The organism is Rhodanobacter sp. Soil772 (assembly GCF_001428385.1).
Taxonomy (GTDB): domain Bacteria; phylum Pseudomonadota; class Gammaproteobacteria; order Xanthomonadales; family Rhodanobacteraceae; genus Rhodanobacter.
In genome coordinates this window covers 1,040,324-1,053,801 of record NZ_LMSK01000002.1, presented here as the reverse complement: position 1 = coordinate 1,053,801, position 13,478 = coordinate 1,040,324, and the positions used below count along the sequence as shown (strand labels likewise).

Genomic DNA, 13,478 nt, shown 5'->3' with positions numbered 1-13,478 from the left:
ATCCCCAATCCCGAATCCCGGCGAAGCCCATGAGCGAACTCACTCCCCGCGAAATCGTCAACGAACTCGACCGCTACATCATCGGCCAGCACGACGCCAAGCGTGCGGTGGCGGTGGCGCTGCGCAGCCGCTGGCGGCGCATGCAGCTGCCGGTGGAGATGCGCAACGAGATCACGCCGAAGAACATCCTGATGATCGGCCCCACCGGCGTGGGCAAGACCGAGATCGCGCGGCGCCTGGCCACGCTGGCGAATGCGCCGTTCGTGAAGGTCGAGGCGACCAAGTTCACCGAGGTGGGCTATGTCGGCAAGGATGTGGAATCGATCATCCGCGACCTCGCCGACGTGGCCTACAAACTGACCCGCGAGCAGGCGATCAAGCGCGTGCGCACGCAGGCCGAGGACCGCGCCGAGGACCGCATCCTCGACGCGCTGCTGCCGCGCCGGCAAACGCCGACCGACTGGACCCACGACCCCGCGCCGACGATCGACAGCGACACCCGCCAGAAGCTGCGCAAGCAGCTGCGCGAGGGCGCGCTGGACGAGCGCGAGATCGAGCTGGACTTCGCCATGAACGTGGGCGTGGAGATCATGTCGCCACCGGGCATGGAGGAGATGGGCGCGCAGCTGCGCCAGATGTTCCAGAACCTGGGCGGGGCCAAGACGCAGCAGCGCAAGCTGGCGATCAAGCTGGCGCGGCCGCTGCTGATCGACGAGGAAGCCGGCAAGCTGCTCAACGACGAGGAGATCCGCGCCCAGGCGATGGAATCTGCCGAGCAGAACGGCATCGTCTTCATCGACGAGATCGACAAGGTGGCGCAGCGTTCCGACTACGGCCACTCCGGAGTCAGCCGCGAAGGCGTGCAGCGCGACCTGCTGCCGCTGGTGGAAGGCTCCACCGTGTCGACCAAGTACGGCCCGATCAAGACCGACCACATGCTGTTCATCGCCTCCGGCGCGTTCTCGCTGGCCAAGCCGTCCGACCTGATCCCCGAACTGCAGGGCCGCCTGCCGATCCGGGTGGAGTTGTCCGCGCTGAGCGTGGACGACTTCAAGCGCATCCTGCGCGAACCGCACAACGCACTGACCAAGCAGTACGTGGCCCTGCTCGGCACCGAAGGCGTCGGCATCGAATTCACCGACTCCGGCGTGGACCGGCTGGCCGAGGTGGCGTTCCAGGTGAACGAGCGCACCGAGAACATCGGCGCACGCCGGCTGCACACCGTGATGGAGCGCCTGCTGGAAAAGATTTCCTTCGAGGCCGCGGACAAATCCGGCGAAAAATACCTTATCGACGCCGAACATGTAGACAAAAACCTTGCAAGCCTGGCCCAGAACGAAGATCTCAGCCGCTACATCCTCTAAACAAGCCGGTCACCCCCATCTGCTAAAATAGGCGCCGTGAGCAACATTATTGAACTGAAAAACACCGGCCAGCGCGCCCAGTTGCGCGAGGCGCAGCAGAAGCAGACGCTGGTGCGGTTGTGGCGCGAGGAGCTTGAACACGGCAGCTTCTGCGGCTACGTGGGTGGCGTGGGACGCGAATTCTTCCTGCTCTGGGTGGTCGGCGACGGCGTCACCTACGACGGCATGTACGTGATGCGCCATCGCGACGTCAGCGAACTGGAAGCGCCCGACAAACACCATGTGTTCTTCGAGAAGGCGCTGGCGCTGAAGCACATCCTGCCGCGCATGCCGCGCGGCTTCCCGCTGGACAATATCCGCGAAGTCATCCAAGCCGCCGGCGCGCAGGCCGCGGTGATCGGCGTGCACGTGGACAGCGAGGACGAGTCCGAGGTCTGCTACATCGGCCGCCTGATCGACGTCGAGGAAGACGGTTTCAACATGCAGGAACTGAGCCCCGACGCGGAGTGGATGCGCGAGCCCTCGTTCTTCGCCTGGGACGAAGTCTCCACCGTCAGCATCGAGGACAGCTACGCGCAATCCCTGCTCGCCGTGGCCGGCCCCGCGCCGGCCCTGCTGCCCGGCGACACCGGCATCGGCCGCGCGCCATCCCCCTGAGAACTCTGCGCCCTCCCCTGGGGCTGGGCGACCGAAGGGAGTCCTTCAGGTGAGGGGTTGCTCTTTGCGCTCGCAATTCCAGCGCCATCGCGTCAGCGGTTAAGCTCTCACGTTCATCGTGAAGCAGCGCCATGGCGGGGAACAACAGATGACACGCATCGTCGTCGTCGGCAGCATCAACATGGATCTGGTCACCCAGGCGCCGCGTTTCGTCGGCCCCGGCGAGACCATCCTGGGCGAACGTTTCCTCACCGTACCCGGCGGCAAGGGTGCCAACCAGGCCGTGGCCGCGGCTCGGCTCGGTGCTGAAGTGGCGCTGGTCGGCGCCATCGGCGACGACGCGTTCGGCCGGCAACTGCGCGAGAGCCTGGCCGCCGAAAAGGTCGACCTCAGCCACATCGCGCAACTCGCCGACAGCGCCAGCGGCACCGCCTCGATCACCGTCGCCGGCGGCGAGAACCAGATCATCGTGGTCCCCGCCGCCAACGCACGGGTCACCCCGGCACAGGTCGAACACGCGCAGTCACTGATCGCCCGCGCCGACGCCGTGCTGGTGCAGATGGAAATCCCGCTGGAAACCGTCGAAGCCACTCTGCGCCTGGGCCACCGCCTCGGCGTGCCGGTGATCCTCAACCCCGCCCCCGCGCAGAAGCTGCCGGTCGACTGGTTGCAACTCGCCCGCTACGTCACCCCGAACCAGCACGAACTGGCGATCCTGCTCGGCGCCGATCCGGATGAGGATTTCCGCAGCCTGATGCAACGCGCGCCATCTCCGGTCGTGCTCACCCGCGGCGGCGACGGCGCCTGGTACCGCGAACAAGGCGAGCCGATCCACCAATCCGGCTTCAACGTCGAGGTGGTCGACAGCACCGGCGCCGGCGACACCTTCAACGCCGCGCTGGCCGTGTTCCTCCACGAAGGCTTGGCCGACGCCGTACGCAAGGCCTGTGCCGCGGCCGCGCTGTCGGTCACCCGGCTCGGTGCGCAGGGCGGCATGCCGGGCCTGCATGAAGTGGATGCTTTCCTCGCGCAGCAGTCTGGTTGATCACTTGCCAATACAGAACGAACTGAAGATCGCCCCGAGCAGATCGTCGCTGCTGTAGCTGCCGGTGATTTCGCCCAGCGCGTGCTGAGCCTGGCGCAGTTCCTCGGCGGCGAGTTCGCCGGCGCGACTGCCGGCGAGGATGGCGGCGGTGCGATCGAGATGCGCGCCGACCTGCTGCAGCGCCAGCACGTGGCGTCGACGGGCGCTGAAGGCGCCTTCGCCACTGCCGGCACCGGCGAGATGCTTGAGGTGCTCGCGCAAGGTGTCGAGGCCGGCGCCGGTTTTCGCCGAAGCCCACAACCAGTGCATGCCTTCGCACTGGTTGTGGCGGGCGGGAATCTGGTCGAGGTCGATCTTGTTGATCAGCACCACGCGCTCGACGCCGGCGGGCAGGGCATCGAAGAACGCCAGGTCGGCGGCGTAGTCGGCGGTAGTGGTGACCAGCAGGGCCACGTCGGCGCGCTGCAGTTCGCCGTGAGCGCGGCGCACGCCTTCGCGTTCGACTTCGTCGTCGGTGTCGCGCAGGCCGGCGGTGTCGGCCAGTTCCAGCGCAATGCCGTCGAGGCTGAGCGCTTCGCGCAACACGTCGCGGGTGGTGCCGGCGACCGGCGTGACGATGGCGCGATCGCTGCCGGCCAGTGCGTTGAGCAAGCTGGACTTGCCGGCATTGGGGCGGCCCACGATGGCCACCTTGAGGCCGTCGTTCAAACGCAGGCCTCGTTGCGCCTCGCGCAGCAGTTCAGCCAGTTCGACACGCAGGCTTTCGAGTTGAGCAGCGATCGCCGGGTCGGCAAGGAAGTCGATTTCTTCCTCGGGAAAGTCGATCGCCGCCTCGATATGCACACGCAAGGCGATCAGCGCCTGCAGCAGCGCCTCGACCCTGCGCGAGAACACGCCTTCCATCGACTGCAGCGCGGCACGCGCACCGGCCTGCGAGCGTGCCGCGATCAGGTCGGCGACGGCTTCGGCCTGGGTCAGGTCGAGCTTGCCGTTCAAGAACGCGCGCTCGGTGAATTCGCCGGGCCGCGCCAGCCGGACACCGAGTTCGCAGCAGCGGTGCAGCAACGCGTCGAGCAGCACGGCGCTGCCGTGGCCTTGCAGTTCAAGCACGTGTTCGCCGGTGTACGAGGCGGGAGCGGGGAAATGCAGCAGCAGGCCGCGATCGATCAGCCCGCCGGCGGCGTCGCGGAACGCGGCGAAGTGGGCGTAACGAGGTTGCGGCAGGCGGCCGAGCAGGGCCCGCGCGATCGCCGGCACCGCCGGCCCGGATACGCGCAGCACGCCCACGCCGGCGGCACCGGGCGCGCTGGCGATGGCGGCGATGGTGTCGCTGGAGTGCTCGGTCATGATGCGGTGACTCTAAACGAAGTCAGCCGCGACGGTTGCCCGCTCGCGGCTGACGATGCAAACGCGGCGGCTCGGGCTCAGGCCGGCTTGACCACGTCCTCGCGATCGACGTGGTGGGTGATCCACCACTGCTGGCCGAGGCCCACGATGCCGTTGACCGCGTAATACAGGCACAGGCCGGCCGGGAAGAACGCGAACATCACGGTGAACAGCAGCGGCATCACCTTCATCATCTTCGCCTGGGTCGGGTCCATGCCCGCGGCGACCGGGTTCAACCACTGCGTGCCAAGCATCACGATCGCGTAGATGATCGGCAGGATGTAGAGCGGATCGGGTGCGCTGAGGTCGGGGATCCACAGGAACGGCGCGTGGCGCAGCTCCAGGCTGTACTCGAGCACGAAGAACAGGCCGTAGAACACCGGCATGGTGATCAATACCGGCAGGCAGCCACCCATCGGGTTGACCTTCTCCTTCTTGTACAGCTCCATGGTGGCCATCTGCATCTTTTGCTTGTCGTCGCCGTAGCGCTCCTTCAACGCCTGGATGCGCGGCGCGAGCTTGCGCATCTTCGCGCTGGAGCGGTACTGCACCGCCGTCAGCTTCCAGCTCAGGCCCTTGATCAGCAGCACCAGCAGGATGATCGCCACGCCCCAGTTTTTGGAGACCGCGTGGAACTGCGACAGCACCCAGTGCATCGGCACCGCGATGATCTTGAACATGCCGTAGTCGATGGTCAGGTCCAGTCCCGGCGCGATCGTGTCCAGCGTGCCTTGCAGGTTCGGGCCCACGTACAGGCGCGACTGGCTGGTGAGGCTCTGCCCCGGCGCTACGCTCAGCGCGGGGCCGACCGTGCGGATCAGGTAGCGCGGATGCGCGCTGTCCGGGTTGATCGTCTGGGTGACGTACTGCTCGGTCTGGCCGGTCGGCGGGATCCACGCGGCGAAGAAGTACAGCTTCAGCATCGCCGCCCAGCCGCCTTTGATCGGGGCGTTGAGCAGGTCCTTCGGTTCGGCGAAATCCTTGAACGACAGCTTCTCGAACTTCTCGCCGGTGTACCAGGCGGCACCCTGGAAACTGCGCGTCTCCGGGTCGGTGTAGTTCTTCAGCCAGTTGCTGGCCTTCGGCGGCTCGACGCGCAGCAGTTGCTGATAGGCGTTGCCCTGCCATGGCGTGGTGGAGCCGTTGTCGATGCGCTGGCTCACGCCGATCACATAGCTGCCGCGCTTGAAGCTGTAGGTCTTGGTGACCTTGAGGCCGGCGGCGTCCTGCCAGGTGAGGTCGACCTTCAGTTCGGTCTGACCGTCGGCCAGCGCGTAGGTGGTCTTCTCACTGTGGAACAGCGCCAGGTGGTTCGGCTGGTCGGCCGGCGCGCTGTCGCTGCTGCTGACCAGGCCGTTCTGGGCCACGAAGTAGTGCGCGTCGTCGTTGGCCAGCAGCACGGTCGGCGGCGGGTTCGGCGCCTTGTGCGTGCGCGGCGCTTGCGGGTAGGCCAGCAGGTCGGCGTGCACCAGGCTGCCGCCGCGGGTGTCCACGCTCAGCTTCAGCACGTCGGTGTCGATGGTGATCAGCTGCGCCGACGCTGGCGCGGCAGGGCCGGCGGTGGTGGTGATCGTCGGCGTGGCTGCACCCGGCACCGAGGCCACCGGGATTGCGCCGGGCACGCTGGCATCAGCTGTCGGGGTGGCCGCGCTCGCTGCGCTGGCCACCGCGGCCTGCGGCGGCGGTGGCGCGTAATCCTTCTCCCAGGCCAGGAACAGGAAGTAGGCCACGGCCAGCAGGGCGAACATGAGGAAGGTGCGCGTTTGATTCATCGCGTAGCAGATCCGGGTAACGCCACGACACGTGTCAACGCCGCGGAGACAGGAAGGAAAAAGGTCAACGCTCGATTGTGGTGGTGTCGTCGGCGGGCTTCAATGGCCCCGACGTCTCGGCATGGCTGGCCAGCAGTTTTTTCCACAGGCCGTCGAGTTCGGCCAGCAGTTGCGGCCCGGGTACGCCGGCGGCCTGTTCGCGCGCCATCACCATCATGTCGACCGCCGGCAGCTGGTGGCGCACGCGCCGGAACGACTCACGCAGCAACCGCTTGATCCGGTTGCGCTCGACCGCTCGCTTGGAGACGCGCTTGGAAATCGCCAGGCCAAGCCGGGCATGGCCCAGGTCGTTGTCGCGATAGCGCATATGAAAACAGCGGCCGCCTGCGCGTCCGCTGCTTGTCCGCAAGGCGGCGAAGTCACCCGGCCGACGTAACCGCGCTTCGCGCGGCAGCCCGGCGGTGGACATGACGCTCGTCCCCAATACTTGATCGGTACTTACGGGATCAGGCGCTTGCGGCCCTTGGCGCGACGGGCGTTGAGAATCTTGCGGCCGTCGGCGGTGGCCATACGGGCACGGAAACCGTGCGTGCGAGCGCGCTTGAGCTTGCTGGGCTGGAAGGTCCGCTTCATGGCTTACTCCGAAGGGAATGTGGATAAAAAGGTCAGAAAGTATGTGGGGTATTCGCCGCCGCTGTCAAATGACGCCGGAAGGCGCCCTGTGGATACCCATGTGGATATCTGCGCCGCGAGGGCGTGGAGGCTGCTGCTAGACTAACCCATCACCCCGCGCGCAAGCGCTTTGAAGCTGTGGTCGATTTTATTCATGAGTGATCTGTGGCGGCGCTGCCTTGAGCGCCTCGAAGGCGATTTGAGCGCCGAAGACCTGCACACCTGGCTGATGCCGCTGCAGGCGCGCGACGATGCCAACGGCCTGCAGCTGTTTGCGCCGAATTCCTACACCCTGGACACCGTGCGCGGGCGCTACCTGGAACAGATCGAGGCGGTGCTGCTGCAGCTTGGCGGCAAGCCCTGCCCGGTGCGGCTGGAAGTCGGCTCCAGCGCGGTCCGGCCGGCGGCGCCCGCCAAAGCGGCGGCAACGCCCCGGGCGGCGGCGGCGGCCCCTGCGCCCGCGTTCAACCACAACCTGGACCCGCATTACACCTTCGAGACCTTCGTCGAGGGCAAATCGAACCAGCTCGGCAAGGCCGCTGCGATGCAGGTGGCAACGAACCCGGGCCGGGCCTACAACCCGCTGCTGCTGTACGGCGGCACCGGCCTGGGCAAGACCCACCTGATGCACGCTGCCGGCAACCTGATGCGCGAGCGCAATCCGGACTTCAAGGTGATGTACCTGCGTTCGGAGCAGTTCGTCGGCTCGATGATCGAGGCCCTGCGCGCCAAGAGCATGGACCAGTTCAAGCAACGCTTCCGCTCGGTCGATGCGCTGCTCATCGACGACATCCAGTTCTTTGCCGGCAAGGACACCACGCAGGAAGAATTCTTCCATACGTTCAATGCGTTGTTCGAATCCAAGCAGCAGATCATCCTGACCTGCGACCGCTACCCGAAGGAAGTGGACAAGCTCGAGCCACGGCTGAAATCGCGCCTGGGCTGGGGCCTCTCGGTGGCGATTGAGCCGCCGGATTTCGAGACGCGGGCGGCGATCCTGCTGGCCAAGGCGCACGAGAAGGGCGTGGCGGTCGACGAGAACGTGGCGATGCTGCTGGCCAAGCGGATCCGCTCCAACGTACGCGACCTCGAGGGTGCGCTGAACACGCTGGCGGCACGGGCGAACTTCTACGGCAAGCCGATCACCACCGACTTCGCCGAGGAAACCCTGCGCGACCTGCTGGCCACGCATGCGCAGGCGATCACCATCCCGAACATCCAGAAGATCACCGCCGAGTACTTCAACGTGCGCCTGCAGGACCTGCTGTCCAAGCGACGCGTGCGCTCGCTGGCGCGGCCGCGGCAGATCGCGATGACGCTGTCCAAGGAACTGACCGAGCACAGCCTGCCGGAGATCGGCGAGGCGTTCGGCGGGCGCGACCACACCACGGTGATGCATGCCTGCAAGACGATCCGGAAATTCGTCGAGACCGACGCACGCATGCGCCAGGATTGGGAACAACTGATTCGCACCCTGACCGGTTGAGCGACGACGCGTAAAGATTATGGATAAGCGGGGGCTCAAGCTGTGGATAATGGGTGGATGGATTCGTGCTTTGAGTTATCCACATATCATCCACCGTCAGGCAGGCGCTCCAAGCACAGCCATAAAATCGCTCAAACAATTGATTTTCAATCAAAAATCAAGATATAAAAGTTACCCACAGCACCAACAACCACTACTAAACTTCTTTTAAAGACAGAACAGCAGGTATAGGGGAAGCACAGCCATGCAATTCAGCATCCAACGAGAAGCGCTGCTCAAGCCGCTGCAGCAGGTGGTTGGTGTCGTTGAACGTCGCCAGACGCTGCCCGTACTGGCGAACCTGCTGGTCAAGGTCGGTGACGGCAAGCTGTCGCTGACCGGCACCGACCTCGAGGTGGAGATGGTGGCCACCACCGAGGCGGAAAAGCTGGTCGACGGCGAGATCACCATTCCCGCGCGCAAACTGTTCGACATCGTGCGGGCCCTGCCCGACGGCGCGCGGATCGACCTCAAGCTCAATGGCGACCGCGTGGCGCTGAACGCCGGGCGCAGCCGCTTCACCTTGACGACCCTGCCGGCCAGCGAATTCCCCACGGTCGACGAGATCGAACTGGTGGAAAAGGTCAGCCTGCCGGAAGAAGTGCTGCGCGACCTGATGGAACGCACCGCGTTCGCGATGGCGAACCAGGACGTGCGCTACTACCTCAACGGCATGCTGCTGGACCTGCAGGAACACACCCTGCGCTGCGTGGCCACCGACGGCCACCGCCTGGCGATGAAGGAAACCGAGTTGCAGAGCTCGGTCAGCACGCGCCGGCAGATCATCATTCCGCGCAAGGGCGTCAACGAGCTGATCGGTCTGCTGGAAACCGGCGACGGGCAGGTCGAGCTGGAATTCGGTCGCAACCACCTGCGCGTGCGTCGCGGCGACGTGGTGTTCACCTCCAAGCTGATCGACGGTCGTTTCCCGGATTACGAGGCGGTGATCCCGCTCGGCGCCGACAAGACCGCCACGCTGGACCGCGAAGTGCTGCGTGGCGCCCTGCAGCGCGCCGCGATCCTGTCGAACGAGAAGTACCGCGGCGTGCGGCTGGAACTGTCGCCGGGCAAGCTGCGCATCGTGGCGCACAACCCGGAACAGGAGGAGGCGGTCGAGGAAGTCGAGGCCGATACCCACGTGTCCGACCTAGCGGTCGGTTTCAATGTGGGTTACCTGCTCGATGCGCTGGCCGCCCTGCGTGGCGACCAGGCCCGGCTCAGCCTGCGCGATGCCCAGTCCAGCTGCCTGGTGCAGGAACACGACAACGAGCATGCCCGTCACGTGATCATGCCGTTGCGGCTCTGACGGCCACCGCATGGTCTTCGCCATGTGCAGCAAGAACAGGCGACGCCGGGATTCCCATCAGGGACCCCGGCGTTCCTGTTTGTGGGCGCACTGCGCATGAGGCTGGAACAGCTGCGCATGCGCGGACTGCGCTGCCTCACCGACGTCGGTGTGGTGCTGGACCCGGCGGTCAACGTCTTCGTGGGTGCCAACGGCGCCGGCAAGACCAGCGTGCTGGAGGCGGTGTTCCTGCTGTCGCATGCACGCTCGTTCCGCAGTGGCGCGAAAGAGGCGCTGTTGCAGCGGGGCACGCCGCAGCTATCGATCTTCGCCGAACTGCGCCATGCCGATCAGCGTGTCTGCCGGCTTGGCCTGGGCCGGGACGGAGTGCGCTGGGAAGCAAAAGTGGACGGCGAGAACGTGGCGATCGGGCAACTGGTGCGCGAATGCGCCGTGGTCTGCTTCGAGCCTGGTTCGCATGCACTGATCGCGGGCGCGGCCGAAGAGCGTCGTCGTTATCTGGACTGGGGCGTGTTCCACGTGGAACACGATTTCCTGTCCGGCTGGCGCCGTTATCAACGCGCGCTGAAACAGCGCAACAGCTTGTTGCGTTCTGCGTCGGCACCGACTGATGCATTGTTTGCGCCGTGGGAGGCGGAGCTGGCGCAGTCCGCCCACCAGATCGACCTGCAGCGACGCGCCTATCTGGACCTGCTACGTCCGAAGCTGCTGGCCAGCGTTGCCGGCTTGCTGCCGGAACTGGGCGCGCTCGACCTGCGTTATCGACGTGGCTGGTCAGAGGAGCACGACCTGGCTCGGCAGTTGCGCGAACAGCGGGGCAGGGATCTGGCTCGCGGGCATACCACGCTGGGTGCGCATCGCGCCGACTGGTCGGTCGGGTTCGAACATGCTCCGTTGCGCGAGCATCTGTCGCGTGGCCAGGAAAAACTCACCGCACTGGCCTGCATGCTGGCTCAGGCCGAGCTGTATGCCGAACATCGCGGCGAATGGCCCATCGTGTGCCTGGACGACCTCGCCTCGGAACTGGACCAGTCCCATCAAGCCGCCGTAGTGGCCCAGCTGATGGCGGCTCGTGCCCAGGTTCTGCTGACCGGCACCGAGCTGCCGGCGGCGCTGCAGGGGCTTCCCGCACACGTGTTCCACGTGGAACAAGGCGAGCTGGCGCGCCTGCTATAATCGAAGGGTTGCATCTCCCAAGGATTGCATAACCCTGTCCGGCCTTTCACGGCGCCGTGTCGGGCGGGTCGCTGGCGCCAGGAAACGGTCAACGCATGAACGAATCCATCAACGAAAACCATTACGACTCCAGCAACATCAAGGTGCTGAAAGGCCTGGAGGCGGTGCGCAAGCGTCCGGGCATGTACATCGGCGACACCGATGACGGCACCGGCCTGCATCACATGGTGTTCGAGGTCGTCGACAACGCGATCGACGAGGCGCTGGCCGGCTATTGCGACAAGGTGGTGGTCACCATCTTCGACGATGGCTCGGTCAGCGTCAGCGACAACGGTCGCGGCATTCCGGTTGACATGCACCCGGAGGAGGGCCGTTCCACCGCCGAAGTGGTGATGACGGTGCTGCACGCCGGCGGCAAGTTCGACGCGAATTCCTACAAGGTTTCCGGCGGTCTGCACGGCGTGGGCGTGTCGGTGGTCAACGCGTTGAGCGAGCATCTGTGGCTGACGATTTATCGCGACGGTTACGAGCACCTGCAGGAATACTCGCTCGGCGAACCGCTGTTCCCGTTGAAGGTGGTCGGTCCGTCGAGCAAGCGCGGCACCCTGGTGCGCTTTCTGCCCAGCCCGGCCACGTTCACCAGCAATATCGACTTCCACTACGAGATCCTGGCCAAACGCCTGCGCGAGCTGGCCTTCCTCAACTCGGGCGTCACCATCGAACTGAAGGACGAACGCGGCGACGGCCGCCAGGATACGTTTGCCTACAACGGCGGCATCCGCTCGTTCGTGCAGCACCTGGCCCAGCTGAAGACCGCGCTGCACCCGAACGTGATCAGCCTGACCGCGGAGCAGGATGGCATCGTGGTGGAAGTGGCGATGCAGTGGACCGACTCCTACCAGGAGTCGATGTACTGCTTCACCAACAACATCCCGCAGCGCGACGGCGGTACCCACCTCACCGGCTTCCGTGCCGCGTTGACCCGCTCGCTGCAGAGCTACATCGAGAAATCCGGGTTGGCCAAGAACGCCAAGGTGGCGTTGTCCGGCGACGACATGCGCGAAGGCATGATTGCGGTGCTGTCGGTGAAGGTACCCGACCCGAAATTCTCCTCGCAGACCAAGGACAAGCTGGTCTCGTCCGAGGTCAAGACGGTGGTCGAGCAAGTCGTCAACGAGAAGCTCGGCGAGTTCCTGCTGGAGCACCCGAACGAGGCGAAGGCGATCGCGTCCAAGGTGGTCGATGCCGCGCGTGCGCGCGAGGCCGCCCGCAAGGCGCGCGAGATGACTCGGCGCAAGGGCGCGCTGGACATCGCCGGCCTGCCCGGCAAGCTGGCCGACTGCCAGGAAAAGGACCCGGCACTGTGCGAACTGTTCCTGGTCGAGGGTGACTCCGCCGGCGGCTCGGCCAAGCAGGGCCGCAACCGCAAGACCCAGGCCGTACTGCCGCTGAAGGGCAAGATCCTCAACGTCGAGAAGGCGCGTTTCGACCGCATGCTGGCCTCGGCCGAGGTCGGCACCCTGATCACCGCGCTCGGCACCGGCATCGGCAAGGACGAGTACAACCCGGACAAGCTGCGCTACCACCGCATCATCCTGATGACCGACGCGGACGTCGACGGCTCACATATCCGCACCCTGCTGCTGACCTTCTTCTACCGCCAGATGCCCGAGCTGATCGAGCGCGGCCACATCTACATTGGCCTGCCGCCGCTGTACAAGGTGAAGCAGGGCAAGCAGGAGCTGTACATCAAGGACGACACCGCACTGAACGACTACCTGATCTCCAGCGCGGTCGACAACGCCGCGCTGACTTACAACCCGGACGCACCGCCGATCACCGGCGAGGCGCTGGAAAAGCTGTTGCGCGGCTATCAGCATGCGCTGGACCAGATCGCCAAGCTGGCCCATCGTTTCGATGCCGCCGTGTTGAACGCCTTGCTCGAACACTCGCCGATGGCACCGGCGCTGTGGTCCGATCCGGTTGCCATGCAGGTCTGGCTGGACGGCGCCACCCAGCGCCTGGCCGCCAGCGGCCTGGGCAAGCCGCACTACCGCATGGCGCTGCGCCCGGCCTACGACGAGCAGCCGGCCGCGATCGAGGTGGTGAAGGAACAGCATGGGCTCAGCCACACCTGGTTCCTGCCGCAACCGTTCTTCGGCAGCAACGAGTTCCGTCCGCTGCTGGCGATCAGCCAGCAGATCGCCGGCATGATCCAGCCCGACGCCGTGGCGCGCCGAGGCAATGCCTCGCGCGGCGTGCTCAGCTTCCTGGAGGCGCGCAACTGGCTGCTGGACGAGGCCAAGAAGGGCCGCAGCATCCAGCGCTTCAAGGGCCTGGGCGAAATGAATCCGGAGCAGTTGTGGGACACCACGGTGAACCCGGAAACCCGGCGCATGCTGCAGGTCGGCATCGAGGACGCGATCGCGGCCGACCAGATGTTCTCGATGCTGATGGGCGAGGCGGTCGAACCGCGCCGCGAATTCATCGAGGCGAACGCACTGAAGGTCGCCAACCTGGATATCTGAGCGGTTCTCACTGGTGTCACGGCATACGTCGGGCACCAGTGACGGGT

General features: G+C 65.6%; 11 protein-coding genes. 7 read left to right on the top strand and 4 right to left on the bottom strand.

Annotation, left to right across the window (positions count from 1 at the left end; translation table 11 throughout):
- Nucleotides 1-29 precede the first annotated feature (29 nt).
- From hslU to rbsK, 3 genes are all read left to right on the top strand, one after another.
- The gene (gene hslU, locus ASG75_RS11140; RefSeq protein ID WP_056388856.1) at nucleotides 30-1,364 is read left to right on the top strand and encodes an ATP-dependent protease ATPase subunit HslU; all 1,335 of its coding nucleotides are present in this window, start codon (nucleotides 30-32) and stop codon (nucleotides 1,362-1,364) included.
- 36 nt (nucleotides 1,365-1,400) lie between these two features.
- Nucleotides 1,401-2,021, top strand: a complete 621-nt coding sequence (locus ASG75_RS11135; protein ID WP_056388854.1) for a hypothetical protein — start codon at nucleotides 1,401-1,403, stop codon at nucleotides 2,019-2,021.
- 148 nt (nucleotides 2,022-2,169) lie between these two features.
- Nucleotides 2,170-3,066, top strand: coding sequence for a ribokinase (gene rbsK, locus ASG75_RS11130; RefSeq protein WP_056388852.1), 897 nt, complete (start codon nucleotides 2,170-2,172; stop codon nucleotides 3,064-3,066).
- On the opposite strand, the gene mnmE is transcribed toward rbsK, so the two are convergent.
- From mnmE to rpmH, 4 genes are all read right to left on the bottom strand, one after another.
- Nucleotides 3,067-4,413 (bottom strand): tRNA uridine-5-carboxymethylaminomethyl(34) synthesis GTPase MnmE, encoded by a 1,347-nt coding sequence (mnmE, locus tag ASG75_RS11125; RefSeq protein WP_056388850.1) that lies wholly within the window; start codon nucleotides 4,411-4,413, stop codon nucleotides 3,067-3,069.
- Between the two features lie 77 nt (nucleotides 4,414-4,490).
- The gene (yidC, locus tag ASG75_RS11120) at nucleotides 4,491-6,224 is read right to left on the bottom strand and encodes a membrane protein insertase YidC (protein ID WP_056388847.1); all 1,734 of its coding nucleotides are present in this window, start codon (nucleotides 6,222-6,224) and stop codon (nucleotides 4,491-4,493) included.
- Nucleotides 6,225-6,288: 64 nt separating this feature from the next.
- Nucleotides 6,289-6,693, bottom strand: coding sequence for a ribonuclease P protein component (rnpA, locus tag ASG75_RS11115; protein ID WP_082547567.1), 405 nt, complete (start codon nucleotides 6,691-6,693; stop codon nucleotides 6,289-6,291).
- A 29-nt stretch (nucleotides 6,694-6,722) separates the two neighbouring features.
- Entirely contained in the window at nucleotides 6,723-6,857 is a 135-nt protein-coding gene (gene rpmH / locus ASG75_RS11110; RefSeq protein ID WP_008211413.1) for a 50S ribosomal protein L34, read from the bottom strand.
- A gap of 193 nt (nucleotides 6,858-7,050) precedes the next feature.
- On the opposite strand from rpmH, the gene dnaA reads away from it, so the two are divergent.
- The 4 genes from dnaA (at nucleotide 7,051) to gyrB (ending at nucleotide 13,431) form a co-directional block, all read left to right on the top strand.
- Nucleotides 7,051-8,382, top strand: a complete 1,332-nt coding sequence (gene dnaA, locus ASG75_RS11105; protein ID WP_056388844.1) for a chromosomal replication initiator protein DnaA — start codon at nucleotides 7,051-7,053, stop codon at nucleotides 8,380-8,382.
- A 244-nt stretch (nucleotides 8,383-8,626) separates the two neighbouring features.
- Nucleotides 8,627-9,727, top strand: coding sequence for a DNA polymerase III subunit beta (dnaN, locus tag ASG75_RS11100; RefSeq protein WP_056388843.1), 1,101 nt, complete (start codon nucleotides 8,627-8,629; stop codon nucleotides 9,725-9,727).
- Between the two features lie 96 nt (nucleotides 9,728-9,823).
- On the top strand, nucleotides 9,824-10,903 hold the full coding sequence (recF, locus tag ASG75_RS11095; RefSeq protein WP_056389360.1) for a DNA replication/repair protein RecF: 1,080 nt from the start codon (nucleotides 9,824-9,826) through the stop codon (nucleotides 10,901-10,903).
- Between the two features lie 95 nt (nucleotides 10,904-10,998).
- On the top strand, nucleotides 10,999-13,431 hold the full coding sequence (gyrB, locus tag ASG75_RS11090; RefSeq protein ID WP_056388842.1) for a DNA topoisomerase (ATP-hydrolyzing) subunit B: 2,433 nt from the start codon (nucleotides 10,999-11,001) through the stop codon (nucleotides 13,429-13,431).
- The last annotated feature ends 47 nt before the right edge of the window (nucleotides 13,432-13,478 follow it).

Bases quoted from the DNA above. Each gene is read 5' to 3' on its own strand.
- hslU (WP_056388856.1), top strand. From the start codon at position 30: ATGAGCGAACTCACTCCCCGCGAAATCGTCAACGAACTCGACCGCTAC.
- rbsK (WP_056388852.1), top strand. From the start codon at position 2,170: ATGACACGCATCGTCGTCGTCGGCAGCATCAACATGGATCTGGTCACC.
- mnmE (WP_056388850.1), bottom strand. From the start codon at position 4,413: ATGACCGAGCACTCCAGCGACACCATCGCCGCCATCGCCAGCGCGCCC.
- yidC (WP_056388847.1), bottom strand. From the start codon at position 6,224: ATGAATCAAACGCGCACCTTCCTCATGTTCGCCCTGCTGGCCGTGGCC.
- rnpA (WP_082547567.1), bottom strand. From the start codon at position 6,693: ATGTCCACCGCCGGGCTGCCGCGCGAAGCGCGGTTACGTCGGCCGGGT.
- rpmH (WP_008211413.1), bottom strand. From the start codon at position 6,857: ATGAAGCGGACCTTCCAGCCCAGCAAGCTCAAGCGCGCTCGCACGCAC.
- dnaA (WP_056388844.1), top strand. From the start codon at position 7,051: ATGAGTGATCTGTGGCGGCGCTGCCTTGAGCGCCTCGAAGGCGATTTG.
- dnaN (WP_056388843.1), top strand. From the start codon at position 8,627: ATGCAATTCAGCATCCAACGAGAAGCGCTGCTCAAGCCGCTGCAGCAG.
- recF (WP_056389360.1), top strand. From the start codon at position 9,824: ATGAGGCTGGAACAGCTGCGCATGCGCGGACTGCGCTGCCTCACCGAC.
- gyrB (WP_056388842.1), top strand. From the start codon at position 10,999: ATGAACGAATCCATCAACGAAAACCATTACGACTCCAGCAACATCAAG.